At 62.5% G+C, this 17,542-nt stretch carries 18 protein-coding genes and 1 riboswitch; of the genes, 8 read left to right on the forward strand and 10 right to left on the reverse strand.

Annotated features, from left to right (window positions below; translation table 11 throughout):
• Positions 1–103: 103 nt before the first annotated feature.
• The 3 genes from ACHIRB_RS00070 to ACHIRB_RS00080 all read left to right on the forward strand — a co-directional run bounded on the left by ACHIRB_RS00070 (position 104) and on the right by ACHIRB_RS00080 (position 5,078).
• Entirely contained in the window at positions 104–853 is a 750-nt protein-coding gene (locus ACHIRB_RS00070) for a hypothetical protein (RefSeq protein ID WP_395124440.1), read from the forward strand.
• Between the two features lie 256 nt (positions 854–1,109).
• The gene (locus ACHIRB_RS00075) at positions 1,110–1,667 is read left to right on the forward strand and encodes a hypothetical protein (protein WP_395124441.1); all 558 of its coding nucleotides are present in this window, start codon (positions 1,110–1,112) and stop codon (positions 1,665–1,667) included.
• A 48-nt stretch (positions 1,668–1,715) separates the two neighbouring features.
• Complete coding sequence (locus tag ACHIRB_RS00080; RefSeq protein ID WP_395124442.1) at positions 1,716–5,078, forward strand: DEAD/DEAH box helicase family protein; 3,363 nt, start codon at positions 1,716–1,718, stop codon at positions 5,076–5,078.
• A 9-nt stretch (positions 5,079–5,087) separates the two neighbouring features.
• On the opposite strand, the gene ACHIRB_RS00085 is transcribed toward ACHIRB_RS00080, so the two are convergent.
• The gene (locus ACHIRB_RS00085) at positions 5,088–6,443 is read right to left on the reverse strand and encodes an HNH endonuclease (protein WP_395124443.1); all 1,356 of its coding nucleotides are present in this window, start codon (positions 6,441–6,443) and stop codon (positions 5,088–5,090) included.
• Positions 6,444–6,596: 153 nt separating this feature from the next.
• Between ACHIRB_RS00085 and ACHIRB_RS00090 the strand changes: the two genes are divergently transcribed.
• The 3 genes from ACHIRB_RS00090 to ACHIRB_RS00100 all read left to right on the forward strand — a co-directional run bounded on the left by ACHIRB_RS00090 (position 6,597) and on the right by ACHIRB_RS00100 (position 9,257).
• Positions 6,597–6,929 carry a hypothetical protein gene (locus tag ACHIRB_RS00090; protein ID WP_395124444.1) on the forward strand — a complete coding sequence of 111 codons (333 nt, stop codon included), beginning with the start codon at positions 6,597–6,599 and terminating at the stop codon, positions 6,927–6,929.
• 127 nt (positions 6,930–7,056) lie between these two features.
• Complete coding sequence (locus ACHIRB_RS00095) at positions 7,057–8,286, forward strand: ankyrin repeat domain-containing protein (protein ID WP_395124445.1); 1,230 nt, start codon at positions 7,057–7,059, stop codon at positions 8,284–8,286.
• A riboswitch (ZMP/ZTP riboswitch) is annotated at positions 8,287–8,374 on the forward strand. It begins immediately after the preceding gene.
• A gap of 22 nt (positions 8,375–8,396) precedes the next feature.
• Positions 8,397–9,257, forward strand: coding sequence for a bifunctional 5,10-methylenetetrahydrofolate dehydrogenase/5,10-methenyltetrahydrofolate cyclohydrolase (locus tag ACHIRB_RS00100; RefSeq protein WP_395124446.1), 861 nt, complete (start codon positions 8,397–8,399; stop codon positions 9,255–9,257).
• On the opposite strand, the gene ACHIRB_RS00105 is transcribed toward ACHIRB_RS00100, so the two are convergent.
• Positions 9,241–9,681, reverse strand: a complete 441-nt coding sequence (locus tag ACHIRB_RS00105) for a hypothetical protein (RefSeq protein ID WP_395124447.1) — start codon at positions 9,679–9,681, stop codon at positions 9,241–9,243. The two genes, ACHIRB_RS00100 and ACHIRB_RS00105, sit on opposite strands and share 17 nt — an antisense overlap.
• A 30-nt stretch (positions 9,682–9,711) precedes the next feature.
• Here ACHIRB_RS00105 and ACHIRB_RS00110 point away from each other — a divergent pair, with 30 nt between their 5' ends.
• Positions 9,712–10,350 (forward strand): hypothetical protein, encoded by a 639-nt coding sequence (locus tag ACHIRB_RS00110; protein WP_395124448.1) that lies wholly within the window; start codon positions 9,712–9,714, stop codon positions 10,348–10,350.
• Between the two features lies 1 nt (position 10,351).
• Here the strand turns inward: ACHIRB_RS00110 and rpe are convergent, their stop codons facing one another.
• The 6 genes from rpe to def form a co-directional block, all read right to left on the reverse strand.
• The gene (rpe, locus tag ACHIRB_RS00115; protein WP_395124449.1) at positions 10,352–11,032 is read right to left on the reverse strand and encodes a ribulose-phosphate 3-epimerase; all 681 of its coding nucleotides are present in this window, start codon (positions 11,030–11,032) and stop codon (positions 10,352–10,354) included.
• Positions 10,974–12,110: a DNA glycosylase AlkZ-like family protein gene (locus ACHIRB_RS00120; RefSeq protein ID WP_395124450.1), complete on the reverse strand. Its 1,137-nt coding sequence runs from the start codon at positions 12,108–12,110 to the stop codon at positions 10,974–10,976. Before ACHIRB_RS00120 ends, rpe begins: the two co-directional genes overlap by 59 nt.
• Before the next feature lie 6 nt (positions 12,111–12,116).
• Positions 12,117–12,467, reverse strand: coding sequence for an MmcQ/YjbR family DNA-binding protein (locus ACHIRB_RS00125; protein WP_395115640.1), 351 nt, complete (start codon positions 12,465–12,467; stop codon positions 12,117–12,119).
• A gap of 62 nt (positions 12,468–12,529) precedes the next feature.
• Positions 12,530–13,966 carry an RsmB/NOP family class I SAM-dependent RNA methyltransferase gene (locus tag ACHIRB_RS00130; RefSeq protein WP_395115641.1) on the reverse strand — a complete coding sequence of 479 codons (1,437 nt, stop codon included), beginning with the start codon at positions 13,964–13,966 and terminating at the stop codon, positions 12,530–12,532.
• Positions 13,963–14,886: a methionyl-tRNA formyltransferase gene (gene fmt, locus ACHIRB_RS00135; protein ID WP_395124500.1), complete on the reverse strand. Its 924-nt coding sequence runs from the start codon at positions 14,884–14,886 to the stop codon at positions 13,963–13,965. The genes ACHIRB_RS00130 and fmt overlap by 4 nt, the downstream gene beginning before the upstream one ends.
• 1 nt (position 14,887) lies before the next feature.
• A complete protein-coding gene (gene def / locus ACHIRB_RS00140) occupies positions 14,888–15,436 on the reverse strand; it encodes a peptide deformylase (RefSeq protein WP_395115642.1) in 549 nt (182 codons plus the stop codon).
• Positions 15,437–15,546: 110 nt separating this feature from the next.
• On the opposite strand from def, the gene ACHIRB_RS00145 reads away from it, so the two are divergent.
• A complete protein-coding gene (locus ACHIRB_RS00145) occupies positions 15,547–15,753 on the forward strand; it encodes a hypothetical protein (protein ID WP_395124451.1) in 207 nt (68 codons plus the stop codon).
• Between the two features lie 80 nt (positions 15,754–15,833).
• Here the strand turns inward: ACHIRB_RS00145 and ACHIRB_RS00150 are convergent, their stop codons facing one another.
• Together ACHIRB_RS00150 and ACHIRB_RS00155 are read right to left on the reverse strand one after the other, a co-directional pair.
• Positions 15,834–16,706, reverse strand: coding sequence for a lipase family alpha/beta hydrolase (locus ACHIRB_RS00150; RefSeq protein ID WP_395124452.1), 873 nt, complete (start codon positions 16,704–16,706; stop codon positions 15,834–15,836).
• Positions 16,707–16,905: 199 nt separating this feature from the next.
• Complete coding sequence (locus ACHIRB_RS00155; RefSeq protein ID WP_395124453.1) at positions 16,906–17,532, reverse strand: PadR family transcriptional regulator; 627 nt, start codon at positions 17,530–17,532, stop codon at positions 16,906–16,908.
• Positions 17,533–17,542 lie beyond the last annotated feature (10 nt).

Genomic DNA, 17,542 nt, shown 5'->3' on the forward strand with positions numbered 1-17,542 from the left:
GAGCACCTTTCTTCATGTACGACACCAACTCCGAAGGAATTACCGTGAAAGCGGCAGGTTAGTACAGGCGCTCATCGATTCGGACCGGCGACGATTCCGAACCTTGATCAGTCAGCTGTACAAGCGAACTGAGGCCGACCGCTTGTCGAACATCGGCCCTGGTGCGAATACCTCGCCTGCGGACTCGGCACGGGCATTGTTCGAGTTGGAAGGCATGGACGACCGCCCACCGACAGTGGCGGTCACCAGCGTCACAAACCCGGCGACAGGGCACATCTTCATCCGCTCACTGCGCCGACGCTCATCGACGACTATGGCGGCGGCAGGGCACGACACATGCATCTTCGAGGGGACCAGCCTGCAATTCTTGCGCCGAGTGCACGACCGTCCGTCGGAGATGATCTTCGTTTCTCAGGACTTCCTGCAACTTCCTCGGCCATCCACGCGATCCGACGGGACGTACGCCATCGTCACGGTCCGCGACGAAGCAATGATCCCGTGGTTGCGAGCATCCGCACGCGTGGGATCGGGGATATTCGCCGGCCTCCATACCGACCAACAATTTCCGGATCTCGTCACTGTTCACACCGAAACCGACGACGGCATAACGATGACGTCGAGGGTTTCGCACCACGCAGATACTGTCTTCGCCACGACGTGCGTGCTAAAAGACGAGACGGCAAAACGACGAGGACGCGTACCTGAGCGAATCGTCGCCACCACCCAGCCGACTCCGATCAAGAAGTGGTTCGCAACGACATATGGCGCCCTTGTCACTGTGTTCGCCCGATCTGCAGTGCGCGATCAGCCGGTTCGGTGGACGTCTGAATTCGTAGACGAGACAGAGGATTAGAACGATGGGACTTGACGCGCACGTGAGCTGCCGGTGCTGGCAAGACGGGCTTACCACGACGCCCCCGCCCGCACCGGTCGAATTCGACGAGGGTTTCGTCTGCTCAGTTGACTGCAAAGACTGGGAGCTTGTTCTCGATTGGACGGAAACTGCCGGCACCTGCCCGCACCACGGCATGGACTATCGACACGAGAGCATAGGCAATTGGGGCGCCGTGCGCGACATTGAAAAGCTTTTGATCCGCGTTGGTAGATCGATGTTTCCCACATTGCTCAGCACCATGGCGTCGATCTTGAACGGTGGCACAGTCGAAGTCGACCCCTGCAAACGGTGCATAGCTGAACTGGACCTACTCGAATCAGGTGTCATCGGAATGACGCGATGGGACATCGTCGACCAGCTCAACGGAGACATTGTCAGCTGGGCCGACGAAGTCGACATTTGGGGCAGCGGTTGGTATGGGCATTGCGTCGGCGGAGGCTTCTACCTTTCCGAGCTGGATGGACCTATTCAGCTTCGGAACGCCGGGCCGATCGAATTAGAGGCGTTCGAGTTCACCCAGATTCCGACCGGGCACGTCGACACTCTCGGCCGGCCTATCTACATAGTCCGATCCGTAGATTCTTCGCCCGAGGTTGCGCGAGCCTGGACTTCGTACCCATGCAAGGCATGGAATTCCGAAGCTGTCCCTGAACACCTAAAAATCCAACGGTCGTGGATGCCAGCGCGTGAGCACCGCGATTGGACCCGCGCAGCACTTCGCAATATCTTCACGGCCGCGGTCGAGGTCGGCAATCCTGTGGCGTGGACGTAGGAACGATCACATCTGTGCCAAGATTCAGACGAAAGGGAGGGTAACGACGTGGCGGGCAACTTCGACTTCTTGCAGACCGAGTGGCCGGCGCTACATGTCGAAGCGAGAGCAGCAGAACGCGATGCTCTATTTGATGCACGGACGACATGCTTCTATGCACGTCGCACAGTCGAGCACACTGTCGCCTGGATTTACCGCGTCGAGGGGATCCCCGAGTCGTACAAGACTGACCTCGCTGCCCGACTGCACCACGGCGCATTCGTAAACCTCGTTGGCCATTCCCTGCAGCGCAAGATGGATCTGATTCGCAAGCTGGGCAACGCAGCCGTACACGAGAACAAGCCGGTGCCGAAGGACAAGAGCATCGTCGCGCTGCGCGAATTGTTCCATATTCTGTCGTGGCTCGGGCGTACGTACGGCAAAAACGTTGCCAGCAGGCCCGATCCAGCCTTGCAATTCGACCAGAACCTGCTGCCCCGACCTGCCGGCCAGATGATGGCCAAGTCGGTTGCGCAGATAACGAAGCTGAGTAACGACCTTAGCGCGAAGGACGCCGCTCTCGAGTCGGCGACAGCGCAGAACCTCACCCTCACAGAAGAACTCGCACAGGCCCGTGCTGAACTTGCCGCCGTCAAGGCTGCGAACCTCGCGATGCCGGATACGCACAACTACAACGAAGCGCAGACGCGTACCGAGTTCATCGACGCTGACCTGCTCGAGTCGGGTTGGAGGTTGGAGGACAAGCGTGATCGTGAGTATCCGGTTGTCGGTATGCCCAACGATCGAAAGGGCTACGTCGACTACGTGCTTTGGGGTGCCGACGGCAAGCCCCTCGCCGTGGTCGAAGCCAAAAGCACTCAGCGCGACGCCAACGCGGGCAAACAGCAGGCCAAGCTGTATGCCGACTGTCTCGAGAACATGTACGGCCAGCGACCGATCATCTACTACAGCAACGGATTCGAGCACTTCATCTGGGACGACACGCGATACCCAGCGAGGGCAATTCAGGGATTTCACACCCGCGACCAACTGGAGTTGATGATCCAGCGGCGGACAACTCTGAAGACGCTCGCCGATTTGGAGATTCCGAAGCACATCGTGGATCGTCCCTACCAGGAGCGAGCGATCCGACGTGTGACCGAACGGTTCGAGGTCGAGAATCAGCGTGAAGCTCTACTCGTCATGGCAACTGGGTCAGGCAAGACTCGAACTGTGATCGCGTTGGCCGACATACTTGCCCGCGCCAATTGGGCGAAGCGGATCCTGTTCCTCGCTGACCGAATCGCGCTGGTCAATCAGGCGGTCAACGCCTTCAAGACTGTCTTGCCAGATTCGGCACCGGTCAACCTGCTGACTGACAAGAACACCGATGGCCGTGTCTACGTCGCCACCTACCCCACAATGATGGGGCTGATCAACGAAACCGACGACAGCAGAAGACGATTCGGTCCCGGTTACTTCGATCTGATCGTGATCGACGAAGCCCACCGCTCGGTTTATCAGAAGTACCGCCATATCTTTGCGCATTTCGATTCGTTGCTGCTGGGACTCACAGCCACACCCAAGGACGAAGTCGATCGAAACACCTACCGACTGTTCAACCTCGAAGACGGCGTGCCCACAGACGACTACAGCCTCAATCAGGCGATCGCCGACGGCTACCTGGTGCCGCCGCGCGGAATCAGGGTCGATCTGAAGTTTCCACGCGAAGGCATCCAGTACGACGATCTCACCGACGAAGAACGCGATGAGTGGGATGCCGCAGAATGGGGCGAGGATGACGACGCCGCTCCGGCAAGCATCGACCCCGAAGCAGTCAACAAGTGGCTATTCAACATAGATACGGTCGACAAGGCCCTGAAAGTCCTTATGACCCAGGGCCACCGCGTCGCCGGCGGCGACCGACTCGCGAAGACGATCATCTTCGCCAAGAACAACAACCATGCGAACTTCATTGCCGAACGGTTCGATAAGAACTACCCCGAGTACCGCGGCGACTTCGCGCGGGTGATCACCTATCGCGTCGACTACAGCCAATCGCTGATCGACAGCTTCACGCAGGAACTGAAGGCGCCCCACATCGCCGTTTCGGTGGACATGCTCGATACCGGGATCGATGTGCCCGAAGTATCGAACCTGGTGTTTTTCAAGCCTGTTCGGTCGAAGTCCAAGTTCTGGCAGATGATTGGGCGTGGAACGCGACTGCGCCCAGATCTATATGGGCCAGGGCTCGACAAGAAGGACTTCTTCGTTTTCGATCTGTGTGCCAATCTGGAGTTCTTCAACGCGGACATGAGCGAACCGGCGGGCGCCCTAGCAAAGCCGTTGTCGGAGCGGATCTTCGCGACTCGCGCCGAACTCGTTGCAGCACTGGACAAGCGCGACGCTTACCCCGACCTTCGTCGCGACACCGCCGATATCCTGATCGACCATGTTCAGGGAATGCGGCTCGACAACTTCATCGTCAAACCGAAACGCCAAGTGGTGGAGAAGTATCAGGAGCGCAAGAACTGGGAGTCGGTCGCCGAGCAGAGACTCGCTGAAATCGTTTCTGAGATCGCACCTCTGCCCACAACGGTCCGCGATACGGACGAATCCGCAAAGCGATTCGACCTCATGATCGTTCGGAGCCAACTCGCGATATTGTACGACGATCCGATCATTGCGCAGCGAACAGCGATTCAGAGCATCGCCGATGGGCTTCTCGAGCAGTTGCGAATTCCCGAGATCCAGAAGCGCGAACAACTGCTCCGCGAAGTGGCCGAGGACGAGTGGTGGGTCGACGTCACTCTGCCGATGCTCGACGACGCGCGCAAGAAATTGCGTTCGATTGTGGGACTTCTCGAACGGTCCAAACGGCCGGTCATATATTCGGATTTCGAGGACACTCTTGGCGATGTCAACGAAGTCGACATGCCGACGATGACGACCGGCACCGACATCGAGCGATTCAACGCGAAAGTGCACGACTTCCTTGTGCAGCAGCCCGACAACCTCGCACTTCGTAAGCTGCAGCGAGCACTCCCCCTTACCGACGCAGACCTTTCGTCGCTGCAGGAGTTGCTGATCCGAAGTGGCGTCGGCGGAGAAGCCGAGTTTGCGAAGGCCATCGAGAATGCGCGAGGACTCGGCCGATTCATTCGGTCGCTAGTTGGCTTGGACCGACAAGCTGCGACGGACGCTTTCGCGGAGTTCCTCGAAGGACGCACCGCCAACGCCAATCAGATCGAGTTCGTCGACCTGATCATCAAACACCTGACGCGCCACGGCAATATGTCGCCCAAGCTCCTGTTCGAACCTCCTTTTACAGACCGAGCACCCCGCGGGCTCAGTCAGATCTTCGAAGTCGCCGACGCGAATCGAATTGTCGCCGCGCTCAAGCGAATCAACGACTCGGCTGACATCGCCTGAACCAAGCCGTCATGCCGCCCAGATGATTTGGACCAACTTGTCTTCGACCGACCAGCTGTCGACGATGTCGATGTTGTGGTGAGGCAACGGTTTCGGCAATGCCGGCGCGGTCGAGCGGAAGTGATGCCCGGTCGGGGTGGTGATCCGGTAACTGTGCAACTCACCCGATTGATTCTTGTCGGGTGTTGTCGTCCAGCCGTCGGCTTCTTTGGCGTAGTTGCACGCTTCGCAGAGTCCGGCACTGTTGTCGAACGTCGTGTCTCCGCCGTTCGCAACCGATCTGACGTGATCACCGTGCCGGATCGGTGCGCCACACCACGGGGTCCGGCATATCTTGTCCCGGAACTTCGTCATCCGCAGTATCCCGGTCGGGAAGCCTCGGGATTTCGATTCCATCGCCGTCAACGCCCCGGTCTCGGGGTTGGCGTAAAGGCGGCGTAACTCGTTTTTGGCGTCGTCGTCGTGCAGCCACCGGATGACCAGATCCGTCGGAACGGGTCCGTAGCCCTCGACCTCGGCCGGTTCGGACCCGGTACCGAGCAACGCTTCGTCGGACAGAACCACATTGACGGTGACCGGAACCGCCGTCGCGGTGGACAGTCCGGTGACCCGTTCGACGAGCAGGTCGGCCATGATCTGACTTTTGGTTCGTTCGTCGCCTGCACCGAGGATCGCGGCACTGTCCCGCATCAGTGTTGCGTGCACACACACTGCTTGTTTGACCGGCAGCAACGCCGACAGATACGCCATCGTGTCCGGAGCAGGTCGGGAGGTGACGCGACGGTCGCCGACGGCCTTGCTGGCACGGCGGACGAGTGCTTCGGCATCGATCCGCACGACCGCAGCGCGAGCGGTGGCGGACACCTGACTATCGCTCTTACCCCTCAATGTGGCCGGGTCACTGCACAATTCGCGGTCGACGAGTGCCCGATCTTCACGGGAGAGTCCGAAGGTGTCCCGCACGATGACGGTGGCTCGCCATTCCGAGAGATCCCCGCACGCGAGTCGTGCGAGGGTGTTGGGCATTTCGTCGACCAATACCCGCGCGAAGCCGAGGTGACGGCCGCCTTTGTTGGCTGAGTCGCGGCGTGCCAACCCGATTTCGGACGCGACGCCGATGTCCCACTGCCGTTTCGGTAAGCCTTTCGCGGCGCGTTCGGCGCGACGCGAGGTGTGCAGATCGGCCGTCGCAACCGCTTGCGTCGCCGCACTTGCCGATTTCACCACTTCGAGTGCGGTGATGACGTCGGCCCTCGTGGTGTCGGTGAGGTCGCGCCTGATTTTTGCGATCTGGCCGGCAGTCTGCAACAGCCAGGCGACTTCCGTGTTGGACGATGTTTCTTCGATTTCCCCGGTATCGAACATGCGTTCTAGTTTACCAGAATGATCATGAAAGGCAAGCAGAAATATGCGTCTGAGCTGGGATGATTCCAGTTCTAGACGATTTGCCAATCAGCGCCGGTCGGGCCGCGTCGCGCGTTGTATCCGGCGCCTGAGTACAGGGTTATCGTCGTGGTTATGGAGATCGGTGAGGTTTCTACCGAGTGGGTCCCGACTGCGTGCACGCTTCCGACCGTGGACCAACCGCTGCGGGTAGCGGAGTTCGATGCTCTGTTCGCACAGGCAGTCAGCGAGGTGAGCAGACCAGAGCCGGAACGACTGGAGCTGACGATTGCCGCGAGCGACGAAGAATGGGCGCGCGAACTGAGTGCCAAGGAAAGTGCCTGCTGCTCATTCTTCTCGTTCGCATTCACACGGACGGATGCCGGCTCGCTGTTGAGCATTTCGGTTCCTCCGGCATACGTCGATGTGCTGGACGCACTCGCCCGACGGGTGACGCTGCTAACCTGAATTCGGGCGCGCAGGAACGCCCGATGTCCGCTCGAAGAGGCTCAGCCTCCCTGCTGTGGTTGTGTCCCGTACCGACCTCTTCTCACGCCTGACTTCGCGGACGCCAGGTTTATGAGAGGAGGCCGTCATGGCCAGCAGTCTGCCGAACAATCCCTCAATCGATCGCCTGCGCGACGATGCGCGCAAGCTTCAGCGCGGGGTCACTGCGTCGACAAGTCGAGCGATCAATATCGTTCGCCGCTACCACCCCCGCCCCGACGTCGCACTCGCCAACGCACCCGACCGGTTCGCGCTGCACGATGCCCAGCTCACCGTGGCGCGCGGCTACGGCTTCACCGGCTGGCCCGCGCTCGTCCATTACCTCGAGATTGCCAAAGCCATCAGCTTCGACCCGGACACCGTCGCCGAGGATTCGCTCGACTCGGCCGATCGGTTCTGCACCTTGTCATCGCTGTACTACAGCCAGTCGGACGCGCCGCCACGACGACAAGCGGCCGCAGACCTGCTGGCCGCCGACCCGAGATTGGTCGAGCAGCACGTGTGGGCTGCCGCAGCCGCGGCTGACCAGAATGCTCTAGCCAGCCATCTTGCTGCGCGCCCCGAACTGGCGACGACTCGCGGGGGTCCTTTCGGCTGGGTTCCGTTGCTGTACTTGTGTTTTGGACGCGCCCAGGTCCACCAAACCCAAGACGGGGTACTTGCCGCAGCAACGCTGTTGCTCGACGCGGGCGCCGATCCGAACTCGGGCTACCTCTGGTGCGGTCTGTCGACCCCGTTCACCGCGCTGACCGGTGTTTTCGGTGAGGGTGAACAGGGACCACGCAGGCAGCCTCGACATCCCTTCGCGTCCGCGCTCGCCACCCTGCTGTTGGAACGCGGAGCACATCCGGCCGATCAGCAGTCGCTGTACAACCGGATGTTCCGCCCCGACGACTCGCACCTCGTGTTGCTGTTCGCGCACGGCCTCGCCGATGCGGGACCAAGCCCGTGGGAGACGAAACTCGGCGAGGCAATGGAGTCCCGTGCGCAGATGTGGAAACGCCAGCGCGACTGGGCAGCGGCGCACGGATTCACCGACCGGCTCGAACTACTGGCGCGGCACGGAGTCGACGTCGCCGGCGTCGAGGTCGTCGTGCCTTCGATCCCGGACGACCCGAACCATCGCGACGAACGAGGCGCCACTCCCCTGCACCACGCGGCGTGGGCCGGCGATCTCGAACTGATCCAACGACTCCTCGACGCCGGAGCAGACACATCGATCACGGATCGACAGTTCGACGCAACGCCTTTGGGATGGGCCGAACACGCCTACCAAACCGAAGCCGCCGACCTGCTACGCGCGCTCGAGCTAACGTAATCGTGAGGCCGTGACTGGCGCTGAGGTGGACAACCACCGGGAAGCGGGCTCACCAACATCGGTTACGCCGTGCGCCTGGGCAATTCGTTCGAGTTACCTCGGGAGAAGCCATGCCCTCAGCGCAAGCCCAACTGATGAACGGAACCGATCTCGCACGCGCGCTCATCGACGACACCGCGCGACGTGCGGCTGCCCTCACCCGCGACCGACACGTCGTGCCAGCCCTGGCGACCGTCCTTGTCGGTGACGATCCAGCGTCGGTGACCTATGTCCGCATGAAGCAAAAGCGTTGTGAGCGTGCAGGATTACGGTCCGAACACGTGGCACTTCCGGCGTCGACGAGTACAGCGCAACTCGTCGACGCCCTCGGAGTGCTGTCTGCTGATCCCCGAATTCACGGCATCCTGCTGCAGCATCCGGTCGGCGAGCACATCGACGAACGTGCTGCCTTCGACGCAATCGCTCCGGAGAAGGACGTCGACGGCGTCACGTCACAGTCGTTCGCTGCAATGGCGCTCGGCAGCAAGGGCTTTGCATCATGTACGCCCGGCGGAATCATCCGACTCCTCGACCACTACGCGGTTGATCCAGCAGGTATGCACGCCGTCGTTGTCGGCCGTAGCCCAATTCTCGGCAGGCCGGTCGGGATGCTGCTACTCGGACGCAACGCCACCGTGACGTACTGCCACTCGCACACTCGCAACCTTGGCTCGATCGTCAGTGCGGCCGACCTGCTCGTCGCGGCCGTTGGGAAACCCAACTTCATTGTCGGAGAGGACATCAAACCAGGCGCAGTTGTGATCGACGCCGGCTACAACGCGGGCAATATCGGCGACGTCGAGTTCTCCAGTGCGCGAACCCGAGCGAGTCTGATCACGCCCGTTCCCGGTGGCGTCGGACCGATGACGATCGCTACCTTGCTCGCACAGACCCTCGACGCCGCGGAGCGCCAAACTACGGCAGGGGAATGATCGCCATCTCGAGTTCGGAGACTCCGGGCAAGCGCAGTCTCGTGACAGTTTCCTCGATTCCAGCGCCCGGCCATCCGGCGGCGATCGCCAACTCGTCGCTGTCGACGGATTCGAGAACGAACACCGATTCCTTGTAATACCGGTCTTCTGTGTTTCCTTCGCCTCGCCCGCCGTAGGGCATAAGCAATGTGACGGTGTTGTCGATTACGCGGAACGAAAACGGACCACCGTGTCCTCTCTGCATGGCCTCGGCGTAGATACCGACACCGACGACAACGACGGACAGGTGCAGCCCGGACGAATACAACACAGCCGAGCGCAAACCGAGGAAGCGGCCCCTGGCCTCCGAAAGGACCACCGGACCGTGCGCTATTGCGCCGAGCTCAGCCACTGTCAGCTGCTGATTCTTCGGTGCACGTGCCATTCCCGGAATATAGCTAGCTAATATCCTTCGATGATCAGAATGCGCGGAGCGGTCGGTTCCATAGCGTCGGTAGCTGCGGTACTCGTCCTTGCCGGATGTGGCCAAGACAGCGGCGGCGACGCGCAGACATCGGAAGCCGCCCCACGACCTGCGGCGGCGCCGTGCAGTCTGCTCGATGCCGCGGCAATCGAAGATCTCGCAGGTACTGCGCTGGAAGGTAGCGCGAACACAATTAATGGCACCGACTTGGCTGCATGCAGATACGGGAACTTGTCCGAGGTCGGAATCCAGGTTGCTCGGGTTCCCGCGAACGAGTGGGCCACCGCACTGCCTGCGGCGGTCGACGCGCTCAAGAAAATGCCTGCCGGCGCCATCCCACCAGGCGTAGTGACGCAGTTGGAGGACGCCGCCAAGCTCATCGACGAGGGAAAGTCCATTCCGGCCGACGAAGCGTGTGACTACTTCAGCACGTTACTCGAGGTGCAGAACCAGCCGCCGGGCTCGACCAAATCCGTAACGCTCTATCCGAGCGCCCGAGCGCCCAAGACGATCAACGGCCAGCAATGCGTGGACAACACCTACACGACCATCACCGTCGGCCGACCGGACATCGCAACAACGCCCGACCTGAAGACGAAGGTCGAGACCATCCTCGATCAGCTGAAGTAAGTCAGCCGAGCGTCAGATGATGCGACGCTCGCGCTGCCTTGCTGCGTAGTGCGCGGACCGCAGCGGCCGGATCGCTCGCGCCGTATACCGCCGAACCCGCGACGAAGCAGTCGACTCCCGCTTCGGCCGCTGCTTCGACGGTGTCGTCGTTGATGCCGCCGTCGATCTCGACGAGCAGCGTCAATTCACCGGAGTCGACGAGCTTGCGCACCGCACGGGCTTTGCTGAGCACCTCGGCGATGAACGACTGCCCACCGAAGCCGGGTTCGACGCTCATCACGAGCAACGTGTCGAACTGCTTGAGGATTTCGAGGTACGGCTCGATCGGGGTTCCCGGCTTGATGCTCAGACCGGCCTTCGCGCCTGCCGCGCGGATGTCGCGGGCGACGGCGACCGGGTCGTCGGACGCTTCCGCGTGAAATGTCACGTTGTGCGCGCCCGCCTCGGCGTACGGCGGCGCCCACCGAGCCGGGTCGTCGATCATCAGATGGCAATCGAGCGGGATATCGGTCGCCTTCAGCAGGCTCTCCACGATCGGAAGGCCGAGCGTGAGGTTCGGTACGAAATGCGCATCCATCACGTCGACGTGCAGCCAGTCCGCGCCTTCGACGGCTTTCGCCTCGTCAGCGAGTCGAGCGAAATCGGCGGACAGAATCGATGGGGCAATCATGGGTGCGGACACAGCGGGACAGTTTACGTGCACACACGAGCATGCTTAATCCCAGACGACTGTCAGCTCCTCGCCGGCAACATCGGCTACGCGCTGAGCGCTCTCCTCTGCATCGGTGCGATGCCGAGCAGCGACCTTGGAACGGCGCGATCGTCAACGTCTGGTCGTTGCGCCGGTACCGGCACACACCTGCCACCTCACCGTCGATCAGCAGCGCGCCGGGCCCTGATACGGCCTTCCACACCTGTTGTCGCAGCTTGCTGTCGCTGACCAGCAACGTCCGATCGACCTGCCGCAGGTACGCATCGTTCGGCGGGACGAGGACAACTCCCTCGGCGCGTGGCGCGTTCGTGACGTCGTCGACGAGCCTTTCGGGAAGGTCGAGACGCTTGTTGTCGACCTGCACTTTGACCACGTCTTCCAACTGGCCCCACTCCTGCGCCACGCCCGCCGTGCTGCCGCCGACCCAGTCGCGGAACAGCGTCTTCGAGGTCGGACCGTTGACGCGGAAGAAGGTGGTGAGCAACGTCAGGCGCGGATTGTCGATCGTTACCTGCGACGCCTTGGGAGTCGGCTTCAGCATCGTCGTCCGGCTGTCGTCGCCGAGCACGAGCTGCGCTTGGCGGCCGGCATCGCGGAACAGGCCGTCGGGGACGTGGTCTGCTCCGCAGCGTTCACACCACGTGACCAGCGACTTCGCGACTATTTGTGTCACCTCGGAACTTGCGTCCGATTTTGTAGTCGGCGATGTCACGACCTTCGTCAGCGCCGCTGCCACCTCGTCGACCGCCTCGACGTATGCGGCGCCACCCTCGTCGCAGTCCCGCGGCGCCAGCGCGTCACGGACGAAGTCGAGATGCGACGCACGATGGGTGTGCGGCGCCCCGCGAACGGACCACATCGACACCAGCCCGCGCGCAGGAGCTTTGCCCGTGCGCTGTCGCTGCGACTGCTCGGCACCGGACTGTCGACTGTCCTGAAACCCGAGCAAGAGCAGGTCGTCCAGGACCGCGTCGCGGTCACCGAACCCATGCCCCTGCCAGCGATAGCCGAGCCACTGTTCCCTACCGACCTCGATCGCGGCTGCCATACCGAGTCAGGTACCCGACTCGTCGAGTTCTCGAACCAGCTTCTTGGTCGCCTTGATGCGCCACGACTCTTCGATCAGCTCGACAAGCTGTTCTCGGTCGATGCGATCGAGGTCGACGAGGATCGCGCCGTAGCCGTCGTAGTGCGGCGTCGTGTAGAACGCGGCGTCGCCGGACGCGAGGAGCGCTTCCTTCTCCTCGATGCTGCACATCAGGACCAGGCCGCCCTCCGCTTCGGATCGCAAGCGCGCGAAGCCTTTACCTGCGACCTTCAACGACGGCGTGTTGTACCAGGTCGATTCCTCTACCGACGGTAGAGCGGTGCCGAGCGCCACGACCTCTTCCCAGGTGATTGCCATGGCAACAGTCTGCGACAAGAACAGACCTGCGCCTTGCACAAATGAGAACTCGTGCGAGTCAACTACATGGGCTTGCGGAGCGCCGCCATGAACATCGCATCGGTGCCGTGCCGGTGCGGCCACAACTGCACGCTCGGCCCGTCACCGAGGTCGGGCACGCCTGGCAGCAGTTCGCGGGTGTCCAGTTGCGTCACACCGAATCGGCGCACCGCATCGGCCACAACACCGACGGTCTCCGAAAGGTGGGGCGAACACGTCGAATACAGCACAACCCCGCCGGGACGCACCAGTCCGATCGCAGCCTCCAGCAACTCGCGCTGCAGGCGGACGAGATCGGCGACATCGGAAGCCGTTCGCCGCCAACGAGCTTCGGGTCGACGGCGCAGCGCGCCCAGACCGGTGCACGGTGCGTCGACGAGGACGCGGTCGTAGCCGGGAGCGAGTCCGGACTCACGACCGTCGGCGACGTGCACATCGACAGGTAGCTCGCGGGTCGTCTTACGAACGAGCTCGGCCCGATGTTCTGCGGGTTCGACCGCGTCGAGTCGCCACCCTTCGATACCGGCAAGCGCACCGACCAGTGCCGCCTTGCCACCCGGACCAGCGCACAGATCGAGCCAGCGTCCATCGTCGGCACCGTCGAGCGGTGCCAGCGTAAACGCGCGCGCGACAAGCTGACTGCCCTCGTCCTGCACACCGGCAAGCTGTTCGCGGACCGGCTCCAGTCGACCCGGATCGCCGCCGTCGAGATAGACGGCGTACGGCGAGTACTTCCCGATCTCACCACCGGTGATCAGCGCGAGTTCGTCGGCAGAGATCTCACCCGGACGCGCGACGAGATGAACGACCGGACGAGAATCGTCGGCCGCCAATACATCTCGCAGTTCGCCCGCCTTCGGACCGAGCGCGTCGGCAAACGCCTGCGCGATCCATTTGGGGTGCGCGAACTCGAACGCGAGATGACCCACAGGGTCTTTCGACGCGTCGGGGGCCAGTTCGGCCACCCACTGTTCAGCGGTTTTCTCGCTGACTCGACGCAACACCGCGTTGACGAAACCCGCCTTGCCGCTTCCGGCTTCGATGCGCACCAGATCGACCGACGTCGCGACCGCCGCGTGGGCCCCGATTCTGGTGCGTAGCAACTGATATGCGCCGAGGCGCAGTACGTCCAGCAGCGGACCGTCGATCTCGCCGATGGGCCGACCCGCCGCGCTCGCGATCACCGCGTCGAGCAGACCTTGCGCACGGCAGGCGCCGTACGCCAACTCCGTCGCAAGGGCGGCATCGCGTCCCGAAATTTTGCGTTCGCGTAAGAGGTTGGGCAGCACGAGGTTTGCGTAAGCATCACGTTCGCGTACCGCGCGAAGCACGTCGCGGGCGACCGATCGAGGTGCGTCGACAGCACCGACCGACGCTGGATTCTGCGGCCGTTTCGGTCGTCGTGATCTGTCGCCGGGGCGGGACCCCGCCGACTTCGAGGGCCGTCGGGATTCGTTCACTCCACCACCGCTTCCGGTTCTAGCCGTGCCCCACGCGCCCAGTCGAGCGCGCGCATCATTTTCTTTCCAGGTGGCTGAACCTGTTCCAGCACAATCGCATCGGTCACTGTGCCGATGAAGACGCCCGTCTTGGTGACCTCGATGCGACGCGGCGCGACGGCATGATCGGCGACCGACGCCTTGCCGACCTTGACCCGCGCTCCGCCGATCGTCGTCCAGGCTCCGGGGGCAGGTGTGACCGACCTGATGTGGCGATCGACCGCAAGGGCCGGTTCGTCCCAACGAATTCGGGCGGCCTCGACCGTCACCTTCGGCGCGTAGCTGACCCCGTCGCCCGACTGCGGTACCGGCCGCAACGCGTCGGCCGCGATGCCGTCGAGCGTCGATTCGAGCAGTGCTGCGCCGCCATCGGCAAGTCGGGCAAGGAGGTCACCGGTTGTGTCCGTCGACCGGATACGTTCGGTCAGCACGCCGAACACCGGACCCGTATCGAGCCCTTCCTCAAGCAGAAACGTTGCGGCACCGGCAAACTCGTCGCCCGCGTTGATGGCGGCCTGCACCGGCGCCGCGCCGCGCCAGGCGGGAAGGAGGGAGAAGTGGAGATTGATCCAACCGAAGCGCGGGATATCGAGCACCGACCTCGGCAGCAACGCACCGTAGGCAACGACGGGGCAGCAATCGGGTGCAAGGTCACTCAGTTGGGCAACGAACTCCGGTTCCGACGGTTTCCGCGGTGTCAGAACCGGCACGCTGTATTCGTCGGCAAGCAACCCAACGGGCGACCGCGAAACCTTGCGGCCACGCCCAGCAACCGCATCCGGCCTCGTGACGACGGCGACCACCTCGTGGTGTTCGGATTCGAGCAGACGCTGTAGCGACGGCACAGCAGGAGCGGGCGTACCCGCGAACACGATCCGCACTTCAGCGACCCAGCCCATGCAGACCGAGCGGGTTCGCCTTGACCACCGGCGGTGTAGCGCCGAACCAGTCGGACTCGCGAATGAATCGCATCGCTTCCTTTCGCGCGGCGGCGTCGAGTCTGTCGACGAACAGCACGCCGTCCAGATGATCGATTTCGTGTTGGATGCAGCGCGCGAGCAAATCGCTGCCTTCGACGACGATCGGCTCGCCGTGCATGTCGAAACCACGAGCAACGATGCTCATCGCTCGCAGGCAATCGGCGCGCAGTTCCGGGATCGACAAGCAGCCCTCGGACCCGAACTGTTCTTCGTCCCCGACGACCTCGAACGACGGATTCACCATGTGCCCACTGAAGTCGCCGACGTCGTAGGCGAACACCCGCAAACCGACACCCAATTGCGGTGCCGCAATGCCCGCACCGCCCTGCTCGTGCATCGTGTCTTCGAGATCTGCGACCAGTTTGTGCAGTTCCCGGTCGAAATCGGTGACCAACGCTGCTTTCGAACGCAGAATCGGGTCGCCGAACAGCCGGACGGGTTGCACGGACACTGGTTACTCCATGAGATCGAGAGACAATCGGGCAGCGACCAGTCTAGGGTCGGGGCTTGGTCGGCTCCAACGAGAACGGCCCTACCGGCACGACGTCTATGGAGGTTCACGTGGCAGGCATAGCGGACAAGTTCGACAAGGCATACGAGACTAAGCCCGTCGAAGAACTCGCGGCGGCACCCGTCGCTGCACTACAGGGCATCAGCGACGCCAAGGCGGAGCTCCTGACACAGGCGCTCGGCGTCAAGACGGTCGCCGATCTGGGTACCAACAAATACTTCCTGTGGGCTCAGGCAGTCGCAAAACTGGCCGAATAACTGCAAATGGCCGGGTGGGGGTTCATCGAGCCCCCCCGGCCTTCGCTTGTCCGGTTATTGCCGTATCCGGTTGTTACCTACTACGAATGCGCGGCGCCGACGACCTCGGGAATACCTGTGCCGAGCGGAACGGCAACGCATTGTGGCTGCTTCGCGGCCGCCGGATCGAGTGCATTGACGACCAGTTGCAACGCGTACGGATCGTAGGCGAGCTGGAAATGGCCGCTCATGTTGATCGGGCACAGGTCCTGCAGCACGAGATTCGTCGCGTTAGGTCCGTGCAACGCCATGTTCGTGAACGGCTGGATCATCTCGTCGACGTTCGAGGAGACGGTCGTGTAGTTGACACCGGCGACGGTGTCGCCACCACTGTTGAGAGCCGTCAGGAAGCTGGAGCCCTGCATCTGCTGAACTACAGCTGTCGTCAGGGTCGGCGTCAACATATCGACGGCACCTGGCACAGCCTGCGCTGCCGGACCGAGTCCGTAGAAGACTCCGCCGTAACTCGGTGATGCCATGCCGACCCAGTTGCTCACGTACTGCGCTCCGCCGAGTCGGTTGATGAAGTACCGCGACACGGTCGCGCCCTGCGAGTAGCCGACGATGTCGACCTTCTCGGCACCGGTCGCTGTTCGGACCTGCTCGACGAAGGTGGCGACCTGCACACCGCTGATCGCCATGTCTTCGGTTCCGTACGTTTGCCGCGCCGGGTCGCGTCCGAAGTTGAGCGCGAATACGCAGAACCCGGCATCGGCGAGCATCGGCGAAAGAGCGGCGTAGTCGGAGTATGCGCTGGAATCGGTCCCGTGTACCAAAACCACGGGTCTGGGGTGCGCTTCGGTTGGCCGGCAACCGAAATCGTTCGCCCCGACGGGCACGGCATCGAGATTCTTACGGACGTACTCGGTGGCGTAGCCGTGGACCGTTTGCACCGGGCCCGGCACTGTCGGCACGGACCACACGCTGACCGGACTCGCAGTGGCCGTCGACTGGGTGAAAATTTGTGCGACGCCGGTGACACAGAATGTCAGGAGAACGACCGCCACACGCCCCGGCCGACTCTTTCGAGAACGTTTCATGACTACTCATCAATCTTGTGACTCAAAACGTTTCGGTCTCGAGGTTACAAGATTGGGTCGATCGGATGACAGGTCAGCTCTGCGTGTCTTCGTTCGGCGCCACGTCGTCTTCGGCAAGGATCCGATAGAGCGACCGCCGCGCTTCGGTAAGCACAGCGCTGGCCTTCTCCGCCTGCGCCGGAGTGCCCGATTGGGCGACCTGAGCTGCGGCTGCCATCAGCTGACCGATCAGTCCGCGCAGATCGAGGGCTTGATCGCCGACCTCTGCGTTGATGTCGGCCCAAGGATCGCCGAGATCGTCCCTGTTCGCTTCGATGTACTCGCGGCCTGCGTCGGTCAGCTTGGCAGTCTTGCGACCGACAACCTTCTCGATCAGGACGAGACCTTCGTCTTCGAGCTGCGCAAGTGCCGGGTAGATCGAGCCTGGGCTCGGCTTCCAGACGCCGTTGCTGCGCTGCCGGATCTGTTGGATGAGTTCGTACCCGTGCATCGGGTCGTTTTCGAGCAGGAGCAAGATCGCCGCTCGGACATCGCCGCGGCGGCCACGGCCACCTCGACCTCGCCCGCGACCGAACTGAGCGTCCGGTCCGAAACCGCGACCGAAGCGAGCCTCCGGCGCGAAACCTCGCGGTCCGTGGCGGTGCTCTCGGCGGCGATCTCGACGATCGCCTGGCGATTCGGGCCTATCTTCGGAATCCATCGGACTCCAC

This window comes from Antrihabitans spumae (genome assembly GCF_043944905.1).
Classification (GTDB): Bacteria; Actinomycetota; Actinomycetes; order Mycobacteriales; family Mycobacteriaceae; genus Antrihabitans; species Antrihabitans spumae.

Coding starts and splice junctions, on each gene's coding strand:
- ACHIRB_RS00075 (WP_395124441.1), top strand. CDS start 1,110: ATGTTTCCCACATTGCTCAGCACCATGGCGTCGATCTTGAACGGTGGC.
- ACHIRB_RS00085 (WP_395124443.1), bottom strand. CDS start 6,443: ATGTTCGATACCGGGGAAATCGAAGAAACATCGTCCAACACGGAAGTC.
- ACHIRB_RS00090 (WP_395124444.1), top strand. CDS start 6,597: ATGGAGATCGGTGAGGTTTCTACCGAGTGGGTCCCGACTGCGTGCACG.
- ACHIRB_RS00095 (WP_395124445.1), top strand. CDS start 7,057: ATGGCCAGCAGTCTGCCGAACAATCCCTCAATCGATCGCCTGCGCGAC.
- ACHIRB_RS00100 (WP_395124446.1), top strand. CDS start 8,397: ATGCCCTCAGCGCAAGCCCAACTGATGAACGGAACCGATCTCGCACGC.
- ACHIRB_RS00105 (WP_395124447.1), bottom strand. CDS start 9,681: ATGGCACGTGCACCGAAGAATCAGCAGCTGACAGTGGCTGAGCTCGGC.
- ACHIRB_RS00110 (WP_395124448.1), top strand. CDS start 9,712: ATGATCAGAATGCGCGGAGCGGTCGGTTCCATAGCGTCGGTAGCTGCG.
- ACHIRB_RS00120 (WP_395124450.1), bottom strand. CDS start 12,110: ATGGCAGCCGCGATCGAGGTCGGTAGGGAACAGTGGCTCGGCTATCGC.
- ACHIRB_RS00125 (WP_395115640.1), bottom strand. CDS start 12,467: ATGGCAATCACCTGGGAAGAGGTCGTGGCGCTCGGCACCGCTCTACCG.
- ACHIRB_RS00155 (WP_395124453.1), bottom strand. CDS start 17,532: ATGGATTCCGAAGATAGGCCCGAATCGCCAGGCGATCGTCGAGATCGC.